This window comes from Streptomyces sp. NPDC034111, assembly GCF_055575375.1.
This window is the reverse complement of the sequence record NZ_JBVIST010000005.1, coordinates 161,356-183,562: the sequence shown is the minus strand read 5'-3', so window position 1 is coordinate 183,562 and position 22,207 is coordinate 161,356. Positions and strand designations below refer to the sequence as shown.

Here is a 22,207-nt window from a genome sequence, read left to right as displayed (position 1 = left end):
TACATCCTCCATACCTGTCGTCGGTTGGCCCGCAGCAGTGATCCCTGATAGCAGCCGAGCCAAACCACCACCGTAACAGTGTGCGAATACTTCATAGCTGACTGTGAGACGAGTTGGCTGGATGCCTTCGGCGCACCAGCCGGATCTCCGATGGCGTGGCGAGGCATCCGTGCTACCGGGCGGGAGGCGGCGCCATAACTTCGCACGGCATCCACTTTCTAAGGGCTTCAGGCACAGGGACCGTGCCATCCGCCCGCTGGTGTTGCTCGAGCAGCGCGGGCAGCAGGCGACTGGTCGCCAGGCCCGAGGCGTTGAGTGTGTGGACGAAGGCCGACTTGCCCTGGCGGGGCAGGTAGCGGATGTTGCCGCGGCGGGCCTGGTAGTCACGTGCGTTCGATGCCGAGCTGACCTCGACGTACGCCCCGATGCTCGGCAGCCACACCTCGACGTCGTAGGTCTTGGCCATGGCGGCGGTCGTGTCCTGGGCGGCCAGGCGCGTGACGCGGTAGTGCAGGCCGAGTCCGTCCACCAGCTCCTCGGCCTTGGTAAGGAGTTCCTCGTGCGCGGCGGCCGAGTCTTCGGGGCGCGTGAACTGGAACATCTCGACCTTGTTGAACTGGTGGCCGCGCAGCGTGCCCCGCTCTGCCGTACGGTAGCCGCCGGCCTCCTTGCGGTAGCTCGGCGTATAGGCGAAGTACTTCTTGGGCAGCTCGCTGCCGGCCAGCGTCTCGTCGCGGTGCAGATTGACCAGCGCGGTCTCGGCGGTGGGAAGCAGGAACTGCTCGGGGCCGTCCTCGCCGTGGCGCACGGTGAACACCTCGTCGGCGAACTTGGGGAACTGCCCCGCGGTGTACCCGGCCGCGTAGGTGAGCAGGTGCGGCGGCAGGACGAATTCATACCCGTCGCGCAGATGCGACTCGGTGAAGTAGTTCAGCAGCGCCCACTCCAGCTGCGCGCCCAGGCCGCGGTAGATCCAGAATCCGCTGCCGGCGAGCTTGGCGCCGCGCTGGTAGTCGACGAGCCCCAGCGTGCCCGCGAGCTCCACATGGTCGCGCGGCTTGAACGTGAACCGGGGTGGCTGCCCGACCGTGCGGACGGCCTCGTTGTTCTCCTTGCCACCGGCGGGCACCTCGTCGTCGGGCAGGTTCGGCAGCGGGTCGAGGAAGGCTCGGTGATCCCGTTCCAGTTCGGCAAGGTGCTGTTCGGCGGTGGCCAGCCATTCGGCGACGGTCCTGGCCTCGGTACGCAGGTCCTCGGCGGCCTCGCCTGCGCGCTGCCGCTGGGCGATCCTGCCAGAAAGCGCCCTGCGGTCGCCGCGTAGCCGTTCCACTTCGCTGCGGACCCGGCGAAGATCCGTGTCCAGGGCGAGGAAGGCGTCGATGTCGACCTGCATGGCGCGTTTGGCCAGCGCCTTTTGTACATACTCAGGGTTGGTGCGGATGAGGTTGATGTCCAGCATCGGCTGGAACTCCAATCGACCAGGCCCACCAGGTAGGCGTGATCCCTTGGGGGCGCGGGCGAGAAGGGGCAACTCGCGGTGCCACCGCGCCTTCACCGCCTGGTCCGGCGGCCTCGTTCACGACCCGGTGACGGGGGTCGGCCGGCGAGGCATTGGGCCGCCTACGGGTGGCCTTTCCTCCTCGCACTCGGGAGGGGATTCACTCCGGGGCGCGAGGCCGCCGTCACAGCGCTTGGCGGCTCTCTCGGCTCGCGTGATCCGGGGTTACTCGGCTCCGTCATCGCGTTGTCCCCAAAGGTAGGGCGGCTGTTGGTGCGTAGTCAGCGAATTACCCCGGGGGCTCGGAGCCACGAGTGGCGACTACCGCACCGCCCCTGCTCCGTGCACGCCGCCTACGGCGGCACCACCCCCTGGGGGCAGGCCGTGACCTCCGAGCTCGCCCGCGGCGGGACAAGTGGCCGGCAGCGCTGAGTCGGCCGGCCAATTGGTGGCAAGCAGGCCGTGGTCGACCATCTCGCCCAGAGAGTCCGCGACGAGGGCGCGGACTCCTGCTCCCAGCCGGAGAGGTGAGGTGGGAGCCCGTCGCAGCCTCTCGGCCTGGCATTTGTCCCTCGTCATCCAATCGAGGCGCTTGACAGCGAACCCAGCCGTTTCGGCTTCTATGACGGTGAACCCCGTCGTGCGGGGTGAGCACGCTAGGGATGTTGTGTGCCAGTACCGGCTGGGACAGGGCCGTGCCGTACGTCGAGGTGTTGTGCGGGCATGCCGTTCTCGGGCATCGACGGCGTCCGCTTCTGGACTGCACTACAGCCAGGTTCGAGGACGCAGTTCCGGTTCGGCCGTCGACGGTGAGCGCATTCTCCGGGGTTTGGCACTCGGGCGGCGACGACCGGGCATGCCAACTTCGAGTCGCGGCTGGAGGGTGATCTTCTCACTGGGGCGGCGAAGTCGTACTGCGATCAGGATTCTTGGCGGACGGCTGCTGGGGGATGGGCCGAGCGAGATCGGCGATCAGGGGCGAGGGTGGAACTCCAAGCAGCGCACCGTCGAGGAGGGGCGGCATGGCCGTCTTACGCTTCGCCTCCTCTTTGGCCTTGGCCTCGGCGCGCTGCTCCTCCGCGTGGGCTCTGACCTGCTGGACGTAGCCCATCAGGCACATCATGAGTGAGGCGAAGGCAAGAAAATAGGCGCTGGTGACGGCGGCCTGCGTGAAGTATGTGCGGGCGAAGGTCTCGATGTCCTCCACTGGGAGCCGGGAGAGGACAAAGTCCCGGATCAACTTGTCGAACCCAAGGGGGCCCCACAGCCAGTAGCCCACCACGGCGAGCATGGGCAGTTTCCGCACGGGCCAGATGTCCCGCGTGATCACGCGCAGCGTGAGGAACGCGGCGATGGGCATCGCGACGACCGTCACCAGGGCGAGGAGGACGAGGTTGGGCCAGCCGCCGAGGGCCGCTAACCTCGTTTTCCCGGCGGCAGCGCGCCGCGCGTGCTGGGTGGCGGCGGACTCATACATGAACGCCATCAGCCGGTTCATGTCTTCGCCGGCGGTGCGCCGCTTCTTGACCGGCACCTCCTCTTGGTCGTCGCCCCCCTCCTGCTCGGGCTCTGGGCGGATGACCCCGAGAACAACGTCCCGGACGATGCCAGCCAGCCGCTCCGGCGTGACCAGGTGCTCACCGCGCTCGGAGCGTGCACCAGAACGCTTGGGCGCGGTGCGTGCGTTGGGCCGGCTAGCGCGCGATGAAGTCCCGGAGCACTGGTGGACGGCGGCGGGAATCGCTCCGACTGGTTGCACGTCACCGAAATCGAACCACTCGCCCTCAACCCGGTGGTCGGCAAACGCCTGGTGCAGTAGAGCCTCCAGTTCGCGCCCGCCGGACGTGTACCACAGCACTTCGAGACGGTCAGGATTGCCGGTCTGCAGTTCCTTTAGCCGCTTCTCAGGGCTGACGCTGGTGCCGATCTTGACGCGGGTCGATCCGGCAGAGCCGATCACGTACACATATGAGTCGCCACCCGGCGTAGAGGAGGTCACGGCCACGACTGTACGGGGGGCCACTGACATCCCATGGGCCCTCGCGGGACTGCGCCTCGGGGTTGGCAACCACGCTCGCTCCTGTCGGACCTGCACTTCACTGGAGCCCTAGCGGGCAGAGGAGGCGCAAGGAGGCGCCTTGCCAACCAACTTAGTCGCCGTAGGTCAGCGGGCAGCGGGCGACTGGCTTCGCTGTCCAAGGACAGCATTCGCCCACGGCAGACGAGAAGGAGCCCCAAGGGACTGGAACCACCTCCGGGACTATGTCAACGTACAACGTCCCGGAAAACACCAGGTCAGCGAGGGGATGCGGAGTCTCGGATCGACCAGCGGACAGGTCGGCCGTGACGGTAGTCCGTACCCCTGCGCTGGTCGGTCTCGTCACCGAGGCCCCGATCGAATGGAGTCCCACCTGTCGAATGCCGCTCTCCGATCCGCCCGCTTCACTGCTCCCGTCCTCTTGGCGCTCGGCGCCCTGAACGTGTGGACCGCGTGCCAGCGAGAGGACTACGGCGCTCTCTCCACGGCACTGTGTCTCTGTGTCTGTGCGGCCGGGCTGTTCGGCGAGGACCTGGTGCAACGTGGCTACCGCCGCGATCGAGCGGTCCTCGTGCACATCGCGGTGCATCCCGGAGCCGCAATGCGGCACGTTGCCCGAGGCGTTGGTGCTTCCGAACGAGTCGTGGCCCGCAACCTCGACCGACTCACGGACGACGGACTCCTGGTGGTCGTCTCGGACGGCGCGACTTCCGCTCTCCGGTCGTACCGGCTGGCCTCCTGAGCATCGTGCGCTAGGAACGGTCCGTGAACCTTCTGTGCGGGCGCGCAACATAGACCACGATCGCCGGTTGGCCAAACCGGCGATCGTGACGACCATTGAGGGTGTTCGCAGCGGCTGTGCTTGGCGGTGGAGCCCTTGCGGACGCAGTCGGTAGTGCCGCAAGACGCAAGGAGCTAATGAGCGGCCCCCGCCTGCGGCTTCCCTGAAATCCGCAGCGCTGTTCGCTGAGAGGCAGCGATGCCTCCGCCGAGTCGGCGTGGGCTCCCGGCGTTGTTGATCCCGTTCTGTCGCCCCGCGCGCTCCTTTGCAAGGAACACCACCTCATGTGCCGATCCGCGATACCCCCTGCCCTGATTCGATCGCTCAGCCGTCTGCATGGGCGTCTGTCGTCACGTCGTGCAACTCGGAACTGACGATTGTGACTCCACAAAGCATGCTGACCGCGAAAGAGGCGGCAGATTTCCTGAACGTGTCCCTGACGTGGATATATCGCGATGCGCCGAAGCTGGGGCTAACTGGATACAAATTCGGCCGCGGAAAGAACGCCAAACTGCGATTTAAATACAGCGAAGTCATGAAATGGCTTGAGCAGCAGAAGATTCACTGACGCGCCAAAAGACCCAACCTAGGAGTGGCTGTATTGGATCCCGTTAAGCTTGCCCGAGGGATGGGGAGCTTCCTGAAGAACTGTTCTTGCTCGAAGCCCACGCGGTGCTCTCACCCATACACAATCCGCTACCGCGACTCTGCAGGTAAGCAGCGTGAAGAAACGGGCTACCCGACGCAAGACGCTGCCAAAGATCGCCTCACAGCAATCTACAACGATAAGCGCAACACGCCCATTTCTGTCGCTGAGGTCAGGGCTCAGCTAGGTCGAATGTCCTTCAAGGAGTATGCAGAGGATTGGCGTACCCGTCGGCGCGATATCGTTGAATATGCCACGGGTCCTGCCCATGAGACGTATCTGCGAGCACATTTGTATCCGGAATTTTCTTCTAGGAAGATGGAAACATTCGCTCCGATGATCCTGGAACGCTTCATCGCGACCATGGAACGGAACGATGTGCAGCTTGGAACACAGAGGAACGCGTACGGCCTTCTTCGTGCAATCCTGGCGGATGCCTATCGCAAAGGGGCAATCGGGGCGGACCCTACGCTCGGCGTCGTGCCCCCGAAATACATACCTGACCGGGCCGTAGTCCCCACAAAGGAGTACATAAAAGAGGCGGCGAGGAAAGCTGACTTCCAGCTGGCCATGCATATGCGGATGATGTATGGGTGTGGCCTGAGGAACGGCGAAGCTCGCGCCGTCAATATCAACAACATCGTTGCTGACGACGTGTATCGGGTGACGGAGCAAATACATCATGACACCTACCGGCCGGCTCCATTGAAGCATCGAGAGGCTGGCGAGTTTCGCGAAGTGCCGCTCCCGCGATCGGTCAAGGAAGCCATCGAACGATTCGTGGAGAGGCATGGGGTCTCGGAGGACGGGTACCTGCTTCGCGGGCCGACGGGATACTTCACGTACGCCATGGAGGCTCGGCGGGCTAGGAACCTTTTCAAGAAGGCGCCCCCTCCAGAGGGCATGACGTTGTACGGCTTCCGCCACTTCTTCGCATCGAACTGCTTGAGCCATGGCATCCCCATCACGGATGTCGCAGACTGGATGGGCCACCGCAACATCCAGATCACCTACCGCACCTATCGTCACCTGATGCCGGGTTCGATCGCCGCAGCGGCCAAGATCCTGGATCACGACTTGGCCGCGTAGAAGACGCGATCGCTGACCAGGTCAGTGGCTGGACGGTAACTGGACTGATGCTGACGGTTTGCTGACCCTCGGTGTACCCACTGCCGGTGTGACCTGCAAGAACGCAGATCTGATGCATCTGCGGCTTCCACTGGCACCGCCCCATCCAGGCACGCGCCAACAGCCCCATGGTCTGCTCGGGTTGCTGCTCGGTCTTCCGCCGCGACGATCTCATGTCCTTCGGCGGCTTCCCCGAACGCACCATCGTCGAGGACATGGACTACACCTGGTCCCAGCAGATCGCCGGCCGACGCGCGGTCTACGTCCCCGACGCGGTAGCCCTCGCCGCCGACCCTGAAGACCTCACCTACCTCCGCAAACAACTCTGGCGCTGGATGGCCGGCTTCTGCCAGAATGTCCGCCTCCACCTGGGCCGCCTGATCCTCCACAAACCCCTCCTGGCCCTCTGGGTCCTCCTCGCCCTCCTGGAAATCCTCAGCGCGCCCCTGTGGTGGGCCACCCCCTTCCTGGCCGCCGAAACCACAGGTCAGCCCCTCGCCACCACCGTCGCCTGGTGGGTCGGCGCCGAACTCCTCCTGACCCTCCCACCCCTCCTCTACGCCGCCCACCGCCGCAAACTCCCGCTCGCCACGGTCCTGTTGAACATCCCTTGCGTCTACGCCACCAAGGCCGTCAACCTCATCTACGCCTGGAAGGCCCTCATCGTGGAACTCCTACTCGTACCCCTCCACCTGGCCCGTGGCCTGACGGTCTACGAGAAGGGACGGGCTGATACACCGACGGCCCGGCCGGCATTCTCTGGGACGGGGTGACACGGGCTCGGTCCCGGTGGCGTCACAGAGCACCCCTCTCGGCGTTCCGCAGAGATCGGGAGGGGCATTGCCTGGTCGAAGTCGGGACCGGAACCGGTTTATCGGCTCCTGCACCTCCGGCGAGGGCAATACCGTAGGCGTGGGCAGAGACTGCCGCAGGGGACGTCGTTTTTCGTTTGAAACCCTCGGCCATGTGCTTCAGTGCTCGACCGCCGTGGATGCTCGGCAGCCGAAACGCCGATGACCAGGGGAAGTTCGTTGGCAGCCGACAGCAGGAGGTATATCTCGGCACCCGGCGTGCCCGGGTCCACCCGGGGCTCGGGCCTGTGAACTCTCCGTTTTCGCCCTCGGATGGGCGGAGACCAGGACCTACCAGGAGAGGGCGAGCTGCGTCCCACCACCCTGCGGCCGAACCTCTGGCGGCTCCGCCGCATCTGCCGGTCCCGACGCGACTTGCCAGTCCGGTGCCTACAACCTCTACACGGTGCTGTTCGGCGGTGTGCAATCCTTCGACCCGTCGGGCGCAGTCGGCACCAGTGACCCCATCCGGCCGCTCCTTGCGGCGATCGATCGCGCCTTGACGGAGTCCGTCCTCGCCGGCGAAGCGACGTTCATCGCCCTCTTGCTCTGGGTGACCCTGCACGGGCTGGTGACTCTCGAACTGGCTGGAGCCCTCGACGCCGCCACGGCCGAGGCCGCATGCCGATCGATGATTCCCGCGACGTGCGCGGCTGGACGACCCCGGCGGTCTTCCGCAGCCTTCGGCGCCGACCCCGCCCCCGTAACAGTGGTCGCGGCCAACTTCGCCACGGCCGCATCGCCGCCATCGACAATTACCTGTCGGATGTCGACGGCATGAGCGCCTTCTTCACCGCGCCCTGAGCTCGTCAATGCCGTCGCCGGGCCCTGCTGAGTAGCCGCAAGTGCACAACGGGATTCACGCAACCACGGTGAGATCCTTGAAAGTTCCGGCTCGAGTTCGCAGCCCAGCAGGCTGATTCGTGGCTTCGGACTGATGGTGTCGCTCCACGGCCTCGCTCTGCGGCCACTCGAACAAGGTGTGTGAAATACGGTCGTGGGTGTACGACTCCAGAACCATATGTCCCAGCAGTCCGTCCGCCCACAGGTGGACAAACTGTGTCCTGCTGAGGGATCCGCCCCAACTGCCGTGTGAGCAAGGGTGAGTGCGTCCCACTCGTACTGACCCGAAGGGCCTTCCCCACGTGCGAAGCAGACGAATAGCCCCCGTCCTGGCGGCGAGTGCCGTCGCGGCACTGATTCCGGCACTCACTCCGGCGACCGCCTCCGCCGTTGAGAACCCCTTGCAGCAGTACCTCAAGCAGAGACCGGCATGGCACCGCTGCGGCAGCGCAACCCCGGCCTCCTATCAGTGCGCCACCATCAAGGCCCCGTTGGACTACAGCCGCCCAGGCGGCAAGAACATTGACCTCGCGATATCGCGGATCAAGGCGAGCACCCCAGCCGAACGACGCGGTGTCCTGCTGCTCAATCCCGGGGGTCCGGGCGGTCAGGGCCTCAAAATGCCCCAGTCCCTGACGACCGAGCTCCCCAAGTCCGTGACGAGAAAGTACGACCTCATCGGCTTCGACCCGCGGGGTGTCGGCCAAAGCGCCCCCCTCAGCTGCGGTCTGACCGCCGAAGAGGAGAACTGGCAGCGCCCCTACAAGGCCGCGGCGTTCGCCAAGGACGTCAAGTGGGCCCGGACCGTGGCCGAGAAGTGCGACGCCAAGGAGGGCGACAGGCTGCGCCACATCACCACCCGCAACACCGCCCGTGACATGGACGTGATCCGGGCCGTGCTGGGCGAGAAGAAGATCTCCTACCTCGGGTACTCGTACGGCACCTATCTCGGAGCCGTCTACACGCAGATGTTCCCGCAGCGTACCGACCGGTTCGTACTGGACAGCGCCGTCGATCCCGCGCGGATCTGGCGGGGCATGATCCAGATCTGGGCGGAGGGCACCGAGCCCGCATTCACGAGGTGGAGCGAGTGGACCGCCCAGCGGAACACGACCTACAAGCTGGGCAACACCCCGGACAAGGTCCGCAAGGCCTTCTGGGATCTGGTCGCCCAGGCCGACCGGAAACCGATCGAGCTCAACGGCACCTCAATGAGCGGCGACGACATCCGCGCGGGTCGCGCCATGTTCTTCAGCGTGCGCGAGGCCGCCGAGGCAATCGTCGAGCTGAAGCAGGCCGCCGACGGCAGGGCCCCGGCCCCCACCCCTGACGCCGGGAGGCCCGAGCGAACCGCACCGCCGGCATTCGGCCGTGTCGTGCCCTCGGACAACGCCAACGCCAGCTTCTGGACAGTCGTCTGCGGCGACACCCGCGCCTGGCCGCGTGACCCCGAGCAGTACCGCCGCGACGCGGTCCGGGACAAGGCCAAGTACCCCCTTTACGGTGACTTCGCGTCCAACATCAAGCCGTGCGCGTTCTGGAAGAAGAACGGCAGCGAACCCGCCACCAAAATCGACAACAAGGCCGGGGCGCTCATTCTGCAGAACGAGTGGGACCCCCAGACGCCTCTGCCCAGTGGCCTCGGCCTGCACCGGGTGATGAAGGGCTCGAAGATGGTCACGGTCGCCGGGGGCGTCGGACACGGCATCTACGGCTCCAAGTCGTGTGCCGACAAGACGGCCACCGCGTACCTGACCACGGGCAAGCTTCCTGCGAAGGACGTGACCTGCCAGGCGCCCGCGCCCGATGGTAAGCGCAGCAGCGCCAACAAACTGCCGCTTCCCACTCCTCCGGGCATCCCGGGGATACCCGCCCGCTCCTGACCCGTTGCGGACGAGGTGACGTGGGGCTTCTGCCGAGCGGAGGCCCCACGTCACATGGACGCCGCCCGTCGTGGGCCGGTGAGTGTCTGACCGCCTGCCCCAAGAGGCGTGGACTGATGCTGACAGCTTGCTGACTTCTTGGCTGCGAGCGACTGCCCGTCCCGGCCCGACGCCGAGCGCGATGGCCCGCCGCCCCGTGGCGCGCACGAGGGTGGATATCCCTGCGGTCCCAGCTGATCTGTTGGGCACCCTCCGGATAACTCCGCGCCGCGCCGATCCGCTGAGGGGGGACGGCTCGGTCCTGACCGGGCCGACGCGCCGGACCGGCGCATGCGCACGCAGCAGGAGGCCCGTCAGCACCCGGAATGCCCGACTGGGCCGGGACAGGCCGAGCGTCGCGCGGACGTGCTCGGGCACCAGTGCGTCCATGAAGCTGCGGGACACGGGCAGTGGTACCTGCGGCAGGAGGTCCACGGCCAGCCGGTCCCGGTTGATTGGCCATCGCCACATGGTGGCCGCCCCTGCTGAATGCGAAGTGCTCCGCCTCGTAGCCGTCGAGGAACTCGACGAGCTCCGCATAGGACCCGGGATGTCAGAGCCACGCCGACCGTGGTGGCACTGGCGCCGTGCTTTCCTCCGCCGCATCGAGAATGCTGTCGCGTGCGCCCGCCGCCCGCTTCCCTGCCCGTGGCCGCTGCCCGGTCCGCCGGACCGGGCAGCGCTGTTGTCGGTTCCCGCGCTGCCACCGGTCGCAGCGGCGGCCGCTTCGGTCTTCACCCACGGAGGTGTCTTTCGCGACGAGGAGCACCTCGCCGACTTCCTCACCGGCGGTTTCGAGGACAGCGAGGAAGTCACCCCCTGGAATGCTCCTTGCAGCTGGAGGTGCTCAAGCGGTACTGGACGTCCCGCCCCTGAGACCAGCTGAACCGGTCCGATGACCGCGTTGGCGGAGAGCAGCGTCGATCGGTGCAGGGACCAGATCGCGTGACGGCGTCATGTAACCGTCTGGGCGGGCTCGCGCGACCCTCCAAGGTGGGCCCGGCGCCCGGCTGTCAGTGCGCATGATCCAGGACGCGCGGGCCGTCGATGCCCGGTCGGCCCCGAAAGGGCGGCGTGAGCACGAGCGGGGCGGGGCGCTCGGCCTCTCGCTGCTTCTGGGCCCGCCGCTGTTGCTCCTCCCTCTCCTCCCTCTCCGCCCGCCCCTTTGCGTCCAGGCGCAGCTCCAGTTCCGCCAGGGCGGAGTCCCGCTCGGCGCTCTTCTCGGGCGGTGCATGCATATGGACATCGCCCTCGAAGGAACCGGTCTGGATCACCAGGCCATGGTTGACCACTCCGCTGAACACGTTCGTGACGGGACGGTTGTTGACGTCGCGGCCCCGAGTGTCATCCCCCACACCATCGAAGGTACCGACGCTCCACCAGGATCACCATCAAGTTCCGCGATATGAAGACAGTTGGGTGCGGCCTTCCCTGAGGGAGGCCTGATCAACTCCGCCCCGCAGGAAGAGCTGCACGCATCAGCGATTCACGCGGGGGTGCGCCGATGGCAACGGTGCCGGACTCAGCTGCCTGCGTCGTCGGACGCATGCAGCGCGTCGCGGGGGGCCTCTTGGTGTCCCGTGAGGAGGGCCTGTCCTTGCTCCAGGCAACCCCTTCGCTCCGGCCAGCGGTGCCGTTGTACTGGCAGCGGCTTTTAAGAGCTTTAAGGCGCGAACGTTCGAGGCTGCCGATCTGAGCTACCTGCCTGCCGACCTACACGACTCCGGCGCCCGCCCTCGGCCACCCGGTTGAGCGACCGCTCAAAACGCCGTAGGCTCCGTTTTGAGCAGACGCTCAAATCGGTTGAGGGGGAGCAGCGTTGGGCTTGTACATCGAGGCGCTGATACGCGCCGATCTCGACGAACTGTGGGACCGTACGCAGCAACCGGGGCAGCACCGGCGCTGGGATCTGCGGTTCACGGACATCGACTATCTGCCGTGTGCGCCGGGGGAGCCGCAGCGCTTTCGGTATGCCACGCGGGTTCTACCGTTGCTGACGGTCGCCGGCGTGGGGGTTGCTGCCGGAGAGCGTCAGCGTCCGGACGGTACCCGGACCTCCGCCCTCCGCTTCTTCTCGGCGGATCCTCTCTCGCTGATCGAGGAGGGGCGCGGGTACTGGCGCTACGTTCCGACGGAGGACGGTGTGCGCTTTCTGACGGGGTACGCCTACCGGCCGCGCTGGGGCCGCTTCGGGCGCCTGGCCGACCGCCTCGTCTTCCGGCCCCTGATGGGCTGGGCCACGGCCTGGTCCTTCGACCGGCTGCGGTTGTGGTGCGAGCGCGGGATTCCGCCCGAGCGGTCGCTGCGGCATGCCCTGGGTGAGTGCGCCCTTCGGGTTCTGGCTGTCGTCCTGGCCGTCGTGGCCGTCCCGGTGGCCTCGCTCGCCGTTGCGGCGCTTGCGTTGCTGCTTCCACCGTTGCCCGTCACGCCGGCCGCCCGCCGCTGCCTGCGCCACCCGCCGGACCGCACGGGTTCCGCGCCCGCCCTGCTCGCCACCCTCGCCGCCCCGGAGCCGTCATGACGTCCCTCTTCCAGCGCGCCCTCGGCGCCGACTTCGACCGGCTCCACCCCCAGATCCGGCGGCGCTTCTCCGTGGGACTGGACAGCAACGAAGCCTGCATCGGGCGCGGCACCATGGACCGCATCTGGCACGGCCGCAGCTTCGTACGGCCGTTTCTCGCGCTCGGTGGCAGCCGCAATATCCTCCTCCCGCGGGCCGGGCGCGAGGTGCCGTTCACGATTGAGAACTTCCCCTACGAGGACTCGTACGGGCGTGAGACCGTCACCTTTGTGCGGACCTTCACCTTCCCCCGGCATGAGCGGCGGTTCGACGCCACCATGGTCTTCAGTCCTGAGCGCGGCTGCGTCGTCGACTACCTCGGCACCCACCAGCACCTCGCCACCGACCTGCACTTCGCGGTGGACGTAGACGGGGCGCTGGTCATCCGCTCCGGCGAGCACCGCTTCCGCGAGGGACGGGTCGACGTTCGGGTCCCGGACCTCATCGCGGGCGACGCCGTGGTGCGCGAGTCGTACGACGACGCGGCGCAGCGCTTCCGGATCCAGGTGTCCGTCACCAACCGGTGGTTCGGCCCGCTCTTCGGGTACACCGGGTCCTTCACGGCCGAATTCGTGGACGTCGAGGAGTACGGGGTCCGGGACGGTCTGCGGCCGGTGCGCGAAGAGGTGCGGGTATGAGTGCGGATACGCGTACGAAGTTGCTGGCCGGCGCGCTGCGCACGCTCACCGAGCAGGGCATCGCCAAGGTCTCCGCGCGCAGCATCGCCGCCGCGGCCGGGGTGAACCAGGCGCTGGTCTTCTACCACTTCGGCAGTGTCGACGAACTGCTCTCCGCCGCTTGCCGTTACGGCGCCGAGCAGCGGGTGGCCGTCTACCGCGAGCGGCTGGGCCGTGTCCGCAGCCTGGGTGAACTCCTCCAGCTGGGCCGGGAGATCCATGCCGAGGAGCGCGCGGGCGGAAATGTGGCCGTGCTCGCCCAGTTGCTGGCCGGAGCACAGACCCAGCCCCGGCTCGCCCCGGCCACCGCGGCGGGCCTCGCGCTCTGGATCGACGAGATCGAAGGAGTGCTCGGGCGGGTGCTGGCAGAGACGCCCCTCGCCGAGTTCGTCGATGTCGCCGGCCTGGCGCGCGCGGTCGCGTCCGCCTTCGTCGGACTGGAGCTGTACGAAGGGGTGGACGCGGACGGCGCCGGGCGGGCCCTGGACGCCCTGGACCAACTCGCCGCGCTCGTGGGCACGTTGGAGGAGTTGGGCCCGGTCACCCAGCGTGCGGTACGGGCCCGTCTGCGGCGCAGCCACGGTCGCCCGGGCGCCCGGGGCCGGTCGTGAGACGCCTCAGGCCGCGCTCGACGGCGCGATGCCGGCCCGCCCTCGGAAGGTGACGGCGAATCGCTAACGCTGCCGTCCGTCGGTCATGCCGACCGCGGCGGGCATCATCCGCCTGCCCGCCTGCCCGCCTGCCCGCCCCACGCCCGGCGGTCTGCCTGCCCGTCCGTCCGACCACCCCTCAACGCCCGACGGCCCGCCCGCCCATCCGTCCGCCGATCCAGTCGTACGGCCCTAGTCGGCCGAGGACGCCTCGGTGTGTGTCGAAGGCGGCGAGCATTTCCGGGGACCACGTCAGGGCGCCGTTGCGCAGGTCGTCGAGGACTGCGTGGACCCAGCGTTCCTCGGCGGTGAGCATGGCGTGCAGGTACTCGTCCTCGATGAGGGTCACGCGCGGGAGGCCTGAGCCGGCGTCGGTTGCCTGGCGGGTTTCGAGGGCGGTGCGCCGTGCGGCGAGGTGCTCTGCGCGTTTGTCCAGCACTTCCTGCGCCTCGGCCGGTGTGAGCATGGGCAGGTTGGACAGTGCCGCGGGGAAGACGGGGAACTCGTTCTTGGGTACCGCCAGCATCTGTTCCAGCCACTCTCGGGCGACGGCCCGGCCCTCGGTGGTGATCTCGTAGACGGTGCGCTCGGGGTACTGCTGGTCGCGCTCGGTCTGTCGTACGGCGATCAGTCCGCCCGTGTGCAGCCGCTCGATGGTGCGGTACAGGCCTGCCCGCTGGCCGACGTTGACCACCTGCTCCTTGCCCCACTGCTTGATCAGTTGCTGGAGGCCGTACGGGTGCAGGGGGCGGTAGTGCAGCAGCGCCAGCACGGTGAGGCCGAGCGGCGAACTCTTCACGGGAGCGGTCATGCCGATAAGGGTAGTGGGGAGGGAACTAGTTGCATTGAGACTAGGTGCAGTGCGACTATAGTGCATGAGCGCGGGCGGGCGCAAGGTCCGGCCGATGAGCGGCATATCCGTGGGAGGGGTCATGGGCATCCACGATGGTCGGCGCATCAGCGCCGGTGTGCGGACGGCATTGGTCATCGGGGGCGGGGTGGCGGGCCCGGTGACGGCGCTCGCGCTGCGCAAGGCGGGCATCACGGCCACGGTCCACGAGGCGTACCCCGCCCCGGCGGACGGCGTGGGCGCCTGGCTGACGCTTGCCCCAAACGGTCTGACGGCGCTGCGGGCGATCGGCGCCGACAAGGCGGTGGAGGCCATCGGGCAGCCGGTGCCCGGGGTGGTGATGGCGGACGGCGCCGGGCACCACATGGCCGGATTCGGCGGGTTCGCCGAACTCCCCGCAACCCTGGCGATGCCCCGCGCCGCGCTCTATCGGGCGCTGACCGACCACGCCGTGGCGGAGGGCGTCCACTTCGCCTACGGCAAGCGGCTGGTGGGCGCCGAGGAGACCCCCGACGGGGTCATGGCCCGGTTCGCCGACGGCACATCGGCGGCCGCCGACATACTGATCGGCGCCGACGGTATCCGTTCCACCGTCCGTACCTTGATCGACCCGCAGGCGCCCGGTCCGGAGTACGGCGGCGTGCTGAGCTTCGGAGGTCATGCCACGGACAGCGGGGTCGAGGCAGAGCCCGGCAGGATGTACTTCGCCTTCGGCCGCACCTTCATCGGCTACTGGCAGGGCCCGGACGGGCAGTTGATCTGGTTCGCCGGGCTGCCGGCCGAGGCGCCGCCGCGTCCGGACGAGGTGGCGCGGGTGCCGGCCTCCGAGTGGCTGGCCGCGCTGCGTGAGGCCTACGCGGGGCATGTCCCGGGTGAGCGGCTGCTGCGGCACACCGATCCCCGCACGCTGATCGCGGTCGGCCCGATGGAACGCATGCCGCCGGTGCCCCGCTGGCACCGCGGCCGCATGGCGCTGGTGGGCGATGCGGCCCATGCTCCCTCATCCAGCTCCGGCCAGGGCGCCTCGCTGGCCATCGAGAGTGCGGTCGAACTGGCCCGCTGCCTGCGTGATCTGCCGGCGCCCGCCGAGGCGTTCGCCGCCTATGTCGGGTTGCGCCGTACTCGGGTGGAGGCGATCGGACACCAGGCGGCCGCCGCCAACAGGGTCAAGGCCGGCAAGGCCGAGGCATCGGCCGCCGCCTTCCCCGCGCCGGAGCAGATGTTCCGCCCGCTCCACCTCCACCGGACCGACTGGGAGCAGCGGGTCACCGGCCGCGCCTGACGCACGGTGCCGGGGGCGTGGTAGGCAGCGTGTCCTGATGAGGTCTGTCTTCGTCAGCTCAGGGTGACGAAGACGGACCTCCGCCAGGCCGAGGCCATGGCGGAGGTCCGGTGAGAGGTCCGACCGACTACGCGTCGACGACGCCCGACTTCGCGATCTTGATCGTCGACCGGGTCTTGCCGCTGCCCGACCCCTGGCCCTCGATCGTCTTGACGACGTCCATCCCCTCGACGACCTCGCCGAAGACCACGTGCTTGCCGTCCAGCCAGTCCGTGACGATGGTGGTGATGAAGAACTGCGAGCCGTTGGTGTTCGGGCCCGCGTTGGCCATGGACAGCAGGCCCGGCTTGGTGTGCTTCAGCTGGAAGTTCTCGTCCGCGAACTTCTCGCCGTAGATGCTCTTGCCGCCGGTGCCGTCGCCCCGGGTGAAGTCGCCACCCTGGAGCATGAAGTCCGGGATGACCCGGTGGAACCCGGAGCCCTCGTAGCCGTAGCCGTGCTCGCCCGTGGCGAGCTCACGGAAGTTCCTGGCGGTCTTGGGGACCACGTCGTCGTACAGCTTGAAGACGATCCGGCCCGCGGGCTCGTCATTGATGGTGATATCGAAAAACACGTTGCTCATGCGGGTATCCTCACATCTTTCCTCCCGCCCGAGCACACCCGACCCACCCATCTCCGACGAGCCCGCACCGGATACCCTCCGGCTACGCCTGGCGGAGCCGGGCGAGGACGCCGTCGAGGTCGCGGAGGAACATCTCGGGGCGGATGAAGTGTCCGCCGGGCTCCTCGTGCGACTCGTGCGGGATGCCGGCATTGTCGAGGAGGCCGCGGAACTCGCGCTGGCCGGCGAGCACCTGGGTCTCGTTCATCGTGTCGAACCAGTTGATCGGGTCGGGGCTGGTCCCGGCGACCAGGAAGATCCGCTTGTTCCGGTAGCTCTCGATGCGCTCGGCCGGGTTGTCGGCGCTGACCCTGGCCTCGTCCCACCGCGGCGCGCCGTAGACCGTGCCACCGCCCAGGTCCAGGGCCGCGGAGGTCACGTTGGCCCAGTGGACGACCGCGCCGAGGTCGCGGCGCAGGCTGGGCGGGCCGGAATGGGCGCTCACCGAGGCGAAGTGGCCGTAGTACTTGGCCGCGTACTTCAGCGCACCGAAGCCGCCCATCGAGAATCCGGCGACGGCGCGGCCGTCGTACTCGGCGTACGTCCGGAAGTTCGCCTCGATCCACGGCAGCAGCTGGTCGATGTGGAACGTCTCCCAGTTCCGGGGCCCGGTGTTGGAGCTGACCGGGTTGGAGTACCAGCCCGCGTGCCCGCCGTCGGGCATCACGACGATGATCGGCTTGCCGGCGGTCCACTCGCGGATGCCCGCGCGGTCCCAGGTCATGAAGTCCTGGTCGGTGCCGCCGCCGTGGAACAGGTAGAGGACCGGGTAGGTGCGTCCGCTGGTGTGGTAGTCGTCGGGCAGCAGGACGTTGACGGCGGGCTGCCAGCCGATCGCGTCGGTGGCGAACCGGTAGTACCACATGCGGGGGTCGTCCCCGTTGTGTTCCACCACGCGCAGCCCGGAGCCGTCGGCCGCGCGGGCCGCCGATGCCGTCCCGAGGATGTTCGCTCCGCCAAGGGCAAGCGCCGCGGAGATTCCGCCGGCGGCTTTCAGGACGCTCCTGCGGGTGGAGTGGTGCTCGCTCAACCTGACCTCCTGGTCGGGACGTGGTGCCAACGGTTCGCTTGGTGCGGAAGCGGCTCGGTCTTGTGATGGGGGTGGAGGGGTGTCGGGCGTCGGGGTGGTGGGGCTGTTTGTGGTCCTGGTGCCGGTCGCAGCCGGAGCGAGTGACGGTCCCTCAGAACGGTTGCCTGGTACGTATGGAGGGCGTACCAGCCGTTGTGGAAGGCCGTCTCTCGCCGGGGTGCGATGGCCCGCCGCGCGCCGGCGCGTGAGCCGACCGCCGCGCCCCCGGTCGCCTCCCCCTCTCGCCGTTCTCCCTGCTTCCCCGCGGTTCTCGGTGTGACTTGCCAAGCATTGCGGGAGGCGCTGGAATACGGATGAAATCTCGATGATGCGTGAGCGGGGGCTTCGGGATGGACGGGGGCGTTCCTCAGCGGTTACGGATCGCGGTGCTCGGAACCGTGCGGGCCTGGCGTGACGGGAGGCCGTTGGACCTGGGGCCGGTGCGGCGGCATGCGGTGCTGGCCGCGCTGGTGCTGCGTCCGGGCACGCTGGTCAGCCATGAGCAGCTGCTCGACGACGTGTGGGGCGCGAAGCCGCCGAGATCCGGTCGCCAGGTGCTGCCGAGCTACGTCTACCGGCTGCGGAAGGCGCTCGATGCGGAGGGCGCCGGACGGGCGGGGTCGGTGATCCGCAGTGGCCGGGACGGCTACCGGCTCGTCGGCGACGAGGTGTTGCTCGATGTGGCGGAGCTCGCCGAGCGGATCGGTGCGGCCCGGCGCGCGCGGGCATCTGGTGACCTCGCCGCCGCGCGGGACCGGTACTCCGACGCGCTCGCCCTGTTCCGCGGTGAGCCCCTGGCCGGGGTGCCGGGGCCGTTCCTGCAAGGCGAGCGGCAGCGGCTGACGCAGCGGCTGCGTACGGTACAGCGGGAGCGGCTGGAGTGCCTGGTCCTGCTCGGCCGGTCCGCCGACGCCCTGGACGACCTCGCCGCGCTGTCCGCGTCCGATCCGTACGACGAGTCGCTGACGGCGCTGCGGATGCGCGCCCTGTACGGCAGCGGACGCCAGGTGGCGGCGCTCGGTGCCTACCAGGACATCTGCGCGCGGCTGCGCGACGAGCTGGGGGTCGATCCCGGCGCCGAACTCCGCCGGGTGCACCAGGCGGTGCTGCGTCGCGAGGACGAGCAGCTGCTCGGTCCGGCGGCGACGCGCTCTGCCGCTCAGCCGTCCCGGACCCACAGCGCCGTCACCGAACCGCCGTCGCAGCCCCACCCCGGCAGCGCGGCCGGCGCAGTGCCGGCCCGGCCCCGGGCCCGCCGCCCGGTCAATGAACTGCCGGGCGACACCGGCCGCCTCATCGGACGCGAGCGCGAACTGGCCCTGCTGACCGAGACCTTGCCGCCCGATGCGGTATCGGTCGTGGCGGTGGACGGTACCGCCGGTGTCGGCAAGACCGCGCTCGTCGTGCACGCGGCCCGTGCGCTCCGCGTCCACCACCCGGACGGCTGCCTGTTCGTGGACCTGCGCGCGCACAGCACTGGACGGCAGCGGCTCGCACCGCAGCGAGTGCTGCGCCGGCTGCTGCGCACGATCGGCGCGGCCGACAGCGAGGTGCCGGACGACCTCGACGAACTCACCGCCGCCTGGCGGGCCGCGACCAGCCCGCTGCGGCTGCTCCTCGTACTGGACGATGCCCTGGGCGCACAGCAGTTACGGCCGCTGCTGCCCGCCGGACCGGGCAGCACGGTGCTGGTGACCAGCCGACGGCGGCTGGCCGGCCTGGACGCCGGGCGACGGGTCACCCTGGAGCCCCTGGCAACCGGCGCCGCGGTGTCCCTGCTCAGGCACCTCGTCGGGGAGGACCGCGCGGACCGGGAGCCGGAGTCGACCCATGAGCTGGTCCGGCTGTGCGACGGGCTGCCGTTGGCACTGCGCATCGCCGGGACGCGGCTCCAGACCCGCTCCGCCTGGACGCTGGCGTACCTGGTGGACCGCATGGCGGGCGACGAGCACCGCCTCGGCGAACTGAGCGCCGGGGACCGCAGCGTGGAGGCGGCCTTCCGCCTGTCGTACGACCAGCTCCCGCCGGAGCAGCAGCGCGGATTCCGCACCCTGGGCCTCGCGCCGACGGTCGAGTTCGACCCGCTGACGCCGGCGGCCATGCTCGGCCGGCCGCCCCGTGACGCCGAGCAGATCCTGGAAGGGCTGGTCGACGCGAGTCTTGTGCAGCAGCCTCGTCCCGGCCGCTACCGCCTGCACGATCTGGTCCGGGTGCACGCGCGGCGGCTCGCGGACACCGCCCCCGACGAGAGCCGTGCGGCGCGCACCGGCGTACTCCGCCTCTACCTGGACGCGGGCCGGATCAGCAGCGACTGGGGCCCGGACGGTTTCCCCACCGGGCCCCCGCCCGCTGGAGCGCCCTTCGCGGGCTGGAAGGACGCAGACGGCTGGCTGGACGCGGCCGGCGGTGAACTCGTCGACATCGTCGGCCACGCCGCGGCGGCCGGCGAAGCCGACTACGCGTGCTGGATCGCCGAGGCGCTGAGCGACTACTTCCTACGGCGGGGCCGCTACCACGAAGGCCGGGCAGCGCTGGAGACCGCACTCGCGCACGCCGACGCGGCCACCGACCGGCGGATGGTCCCCGCACTGCGGAACTGCATGGGCATCACCGACATCCACCAGGGCCGCTACGCCCAAGGGCGCGCCTGGTTCACCGAGGCACTACAGCTCGGTCGCCGCAGCGGAGACCAGCGCGAAGAGGCCCGGGCCCTGGTCGGGTTGGGCGCGGCCGACCTCAACCTGGGCCGGGCCGACCAGGCGATCCCCCCGCTCACCGCGGCGCTGGAGCTGGCTCAGCGGCTCAACGACAGCTGGCTCGCCTCGATGGGGCTCTGCATCCTCGGCACCGTTCACCATCTCCGGGCGCGGTACGAGGAGGCGCTGGCCTGCTTCGCCGACGCCCATGCCCACGCCGAGAAGAACGGCAGACCTCGCATGCTCAGCAGGGCCCTGGCCTGCGCCGCCGACGTCCACCTCGGCCTCGGCCAGTACGGCGAGGCCAAGCAGCTGCTCCGCCAGGCCGCCGACCTGGTCGAGCAGGTCGGGGACGTCCTCCTGCACGCGATCACCCTGGCCCGGCTGGGCACGGCAGAGCTCGGCGACGGCAACCTGAGCGCCGCCGAAGCCCTCCACCACCAGGCGCTCTCCCAGCACCGGACACTCTCCCCCCTCACGGAACCCCACTGCGACCGGCTGGAGATGGACATCCGCTACCGCCTGGGCCGCACCTACTCCGCAGCGGGCCGCCCCGCCGAGGCACAGGAGCAGTTCCGCACCGCACTGGCCCTGCCCGCGGCCGCCCAGCACCCCGAGGAGCGCGCACTGGCGCTCGCGGGCCTCAAGGAGTGCAAGGAGCAGGCGCAGGGGGAGTGGGGGGAGTGGGGGTGAGCACGGGGGCGTTTTGCGTGCCCGGAGATCCTGTATGATCATTGCGTAACTCCGGCTCGCGGGCAGCGAGTCAGGGGTGATGCGTCTGTGGTCCAAGGAAAGACGTCCACCAACCGGTGGGAGATGCAGGTGCAAGGCCTGCCGGGCGCTCCATATAAGGTCCCTTCCTCATTCGAGGGAGGGACCTTTTCTGTGGGGCGTCGTCCCCTCGGTCGCCGCTCGCGCGAGAGCCCCCTCGCCCTTACGGACGGGGTGGTGGTGCCGTGCTGCCGCGGGGGACGAGTTCGGTGGGGAGCACGATATGGCGCTCGTGGTCGCCGTCGGAGCTGTCGATCACGGAGCGGGTGAGGCGTACGGCGGCGCGGCCGATTTCCGTGGCGGGCTGGGCCAGGGTCGTCAGGCCCATCACCGCGGCCATGACATGGTCGTCGAAGCCCATGACCGAAATCCGTCCGGGGACCGGGATGTTGGCCTCCCGGAGGGCTGCCAGCAGCCGGAAGGCCAGGTCGTCGGTCTCGGTGAAGAGTGCGGTCGGCGGTTGCTGGAGGCTCAGCAGCCGGCCCACGGCGGCGGCCATACCGCTGCCCTTCCAGTCGGGCACGCTGAGCACGAGTGAGTCATCGGGCTCGATCCCGGCCTCGGTGAGGGCCCGCAGATGGCCCGCGAGCCGGTTCTTGCTGCTCCAGGTGAAGCCCGTCGCGTCGGAGGTCTGGAGGAAGGCTATCCGGCGGTGTCCGAGGTTGAGCAGATGGCGGGTGCCGCGCTGGGCGGCGTCCGCGTCGTCCACATAGACGCTGGGACGGCCGGGGGCGTGCTGGCTGACGAAGACGAGCGGCATGCCCAGGTCGTCCAGGCGGGCACGCTCGGCGGGGGAGAGCGCGAAACTCACCACGAGGAGGGCGTCGGCGTTACGGCGGGCCGGCAACCGGTCGAAGAAATCGGCGCGTTCACGGACATCGGCGACGCTGTAGACCAGCAGGTCGAGGCCGGCCTCGCGCAGTGCCGGCGCCATGCCGGAGAGCGCCGCGCTCAGGAACCACGACTCCAGGTGCGGCAGCAGTACGGCGACCCGTCCGGTGCGCCCGGTGACGAGGCTGGAGGCGCTGCGGGTGATCGCGAAGGAGAGTTCACGGGCGGCCGCTTCCACCCGGGCGCGGGTCGTGTCCGAGACCGTCGGCAGTCCGCGCAGGGTGCGCGAGACGGTGGATACCGAAACCCCCGCCCGCTGGGCCACATCGGCCATGGTGGCCTCGCTCCGAGCTGAGGACATGGCGGGACGCTAGCACAGCGGAGTAATGACAGCGTTGGCAGAGGGTGACGTGAGGAATCTGTTGTTCATCCGGCGTTGACCTGGCGAAGAGC

General features: G+C 68.9%; 17 protein-coding genes and 1 pseudogene. 11 read left to right on the top strand and 7 right to left on the bottom strand.

Annotated features, from left to right (window positions below):
* Positions 1-172: 172 nt before the first annotated feature.
* Together serS and ACZ55A_RS15295 are read right to left on the bottom strand one after the other, a co-directional pair.
* Entirely contained in the window at positions 173-1,459 is a 1,287-nt protein-coding gene (gene serS, locus ACZ55A_RS15300) for a serine--tRNA ligase (protein WP_468839561.1), read from the bottom strand.
* A 931-nt stretch (positions 1,460-2,390) separates the two neighbouring features.
* Positions 2,391-3,497, bottom strand: coding sequence for a GIY-YIG nuclease family protein (locus tag ACZ55A_RS15295; protein WP_468839558.1), 1,107 nt, complete (start codon positions 3,495-3,497; stop codon positions 2,391-2,393).
* Positions 3,498-4,603: 1,106 nt separating this feature from the next.
* Here ACZ55A_RS15295 and ACZ55A_RS15290 point away from each other — a divergent pair.
* The 6 genes and pseudogenes from ACZ55A_RS15290 to ACZ55A_RS15265 all read left to right on the top strand — a co-directional run bounded on the left by ACZ55A_RS15290 (position 4,604) and on the right by ACZ55A_RS15265 (position 9,668).
* Positions 4,604-4,885, top strand: a complete 282-nt coding sequence (locus ACZ55A_RS15290; protein ID WP_468839555.1) for a helix-turn-helix domain-containing protein — start codon at positions 4,604-4,606, stop codon at positions 4,883-4,885.
* 414 nt (positions 4,886-5,299) lie between these two features.
* Positions 5,300-6,052, top strand: coding sequence for a tyrosine-type recombinase/integrase (locus tag ACZ55A_RS15285; RefSeq protein ID WP_468839552.1), 753 nt, complete (start codon positions 5,300-5,302; stop codon positions 6,050-6,052).
* Positions 6,053-6,168: 116 nt separating this feature from the next.
* Positions 6,169-6,864 (top strand): glycosyltransferase family 2 protein, encoded by a 696-nt coding sequence (locus tag ACZ55A_RS15280; RefSeq protein WP_468840113.1) that lies wholly within the window; start codon positions 6,169-6,171, stop codon positions 6,862-6,864.
* A 484-nt stretch (positions 6,865-7,348) separates the two neighbouring features.
* Positions 7,349-7,501 (top strand): annotated as a pseudogene (locus tag ACZ55A_RS15275) (TetR/AcrR family transcriptional regulator); the annotation flags it as partial.
* 62 nt (positions 7,502-7,563) lie between these two features.
* Positions 7,564-7,746: a hypothetical protein gene (locus tag ACZ55A_RS15270; RefSeq protein WP_468840143.1), complete on the top strand. Its 183-nt coding sequence runs from the start codon at positions 7,564-7,566 to the stop codon at positions 7,744-7,746.
* Positions 7,747-8,087: 341 nt separating this feature from the next.
* A complete protein-coding gene (locus ACZ55A_RS15265; protein ID WP_468839545.1) occupies positions 8,088-9,668 on the top strand; it encodes an alpha/beta hydrolase in 1,581 nt (526 codons plus the stop codon).
* Between the two features lie 1,052 nt (positions 9,669-10,720).
* Here ACZ55A_RS15265 and ACZ55A_RS15260 read toward each other — a convergent pair.
* Positions 10,721-11,062 carry a hypothetical protein gene (locus ACZ55A_RS15260; RefSeq protein ID WP_468839542.1) on the bottom strand — a complete coding sequence of 114 codons (342 nt, stop codon included), beginning with the start codon at positions 11,060-11,062 and terminating at the stop codon, positions 10,721-10,723.
* A gap of 464 nt (positions 11,063-11,526) precedes the next feature.
* Between ACZ55A_RS15260 and ACZ55A_RS15255 the strand changes: the two genes are divergently transcribed.
* The 3 genes from ACZ55A_RS15255 to ACZ55A_RS15245 are packed head-to-tail and all read left to right on the top strand — an operon-like array spanning position 11,527 to position 13,555.
* A complete protein-coding gene (locus tag ACZ55A_RS15255; RefSeq protein ID WP_468839540.1) occupies positions 11,527-12,228 on the top strand; it encodes a hypothetical protein in 702 nt (233 codons plus the stop codon).
* Complete coding sequence (locus tag ACZ55A_RS15250; protein WP_468839537.1) at positions 12,225-12,905, top strand: DUF4166 domain-containing protein; 681 nt, start codon at positions 12,225-12,227, stop codon at positions 12,903-12,905. The genes ACZ55A_RS15255 and ACZ55A_RS15250 overlap by 4 nt, the downstream gene beginning before the upstream one ends.
* The gene (locus ACZ55A_RS15245) at positions 12,902-13,555 is read left to right on the top strand and encodes a TetR/AcrR family transcriptional regulator (protein ID WP_468839534.1); all 654 of its coding nucleotides are present in this window, start codon (positions 12,902-12,904) and stop codon (positions 13,553-13,555) included. The genes ACZ55A_RS15250 and ACZ55A_RS15245 overlap by 4 nt, the downstream gene beginning before the upstream one ends.
* A gap of 178 nt (positions 13,556-13,733) precedes the next feature.
* Here the strand turns inward: ACZ55A_RS15245 and ACZ55A_RS15240 are convergent, their stop codons facing one another.
* Positions 13,734-14,405: a PadR family transcriptional regulator gene (locus ACZ55A_RS15240; protein ID WP_468839531.1), complete on the bottom strand. Its 672-nt coding sequence runs from the start codon at positions 14,403-14,405 to the stop codon at positions 13,734-13,736.
* A 94-nt stretch (positions 14,406-14,499) separates the two neighbouring features.
* On the opposite strand from ACZ55A_RS15240, the gene ACZ55A_RS15235 reads away from it, so the two are divergent.
* Entirely contained in the window at positions 14,500-15,726 is a 1,227-nt protein-coding gene (locus ACZ55A_RS15235) for an FAD-dependent monooxygenase (protein ID WP_468839529.1), read from the top strand.
* Positions 15,727-15,853: 127 nt separating this feature from the next.
* Here ACZ55A_RS15235 and ACZ55A_RS15230 read toward each other — a convergent pair whose 3' ends face one another.
* Both ACZ55A_RS15230 and ACZ55A_RS15225 read right to left on the bottom strand, forming a co-directional pair.
* Positions 15,854-16,348 (bottom strand): peptidylprolyl isomerase, encoded by a 495-nt coding sequence (locus ACZ55A_RS15230; RefSeq protein ID WP_468839526.1) that lies wholly within the window; start codon positions 16,346-16,348, stop codon positions 15,854-15,856.
* 82 nt (positions 16,349-16,430) lie between these two features.
* Positions 16,431-17,417: an alpha/beta hydrolase gene (locus ACZ55A_RS15225; protein ID WP_468839524.1), complete on the bottom strand. Its 987-nt coding sequence runs from the start codon at positions 17,415-17,417 to the stop codon at positions 16,431-16,433.
* A gap of 464 nt (positions 17,418-17,881) precedes the next feature.
* Between ACZ55A_RS15225 and ACZ55A_RS15220 the strand changes: the two genes are divergently transcribed.
* On the top strand, positions 17,882-20,845 hold the full coding sequence (locus ACZ55A_RS15220) for an AfsR/SARP family transcriptional regulator (RefSeq protein ID WP_468839521.1): 2,964 nt from the start codon (positions 17,882-17,884) through the stop codon (positions 20,843-20,845).
* Positions 20,846-21,086: 241 nt separating this feature from the next.
* Here ACZ55A_RS15220 and ACZ55A_RS15215 read toward each other — a convergent pair whose 3' ends face one another.
* Positions 21,087-22,115, bottom strand: a complete 1,029-nt coding sequence (locus tag ACZ55A_RS15215) for a LacI family DNA-binding transcriptional regulator (RefSeq protein WP_468839518.1) — start codon at positions 22,113-22,115, stop codon at positions 21,087-21,089.
* Between the last annotated feature and the right edge of the window lie 92 nt (positions 22,116-22,207).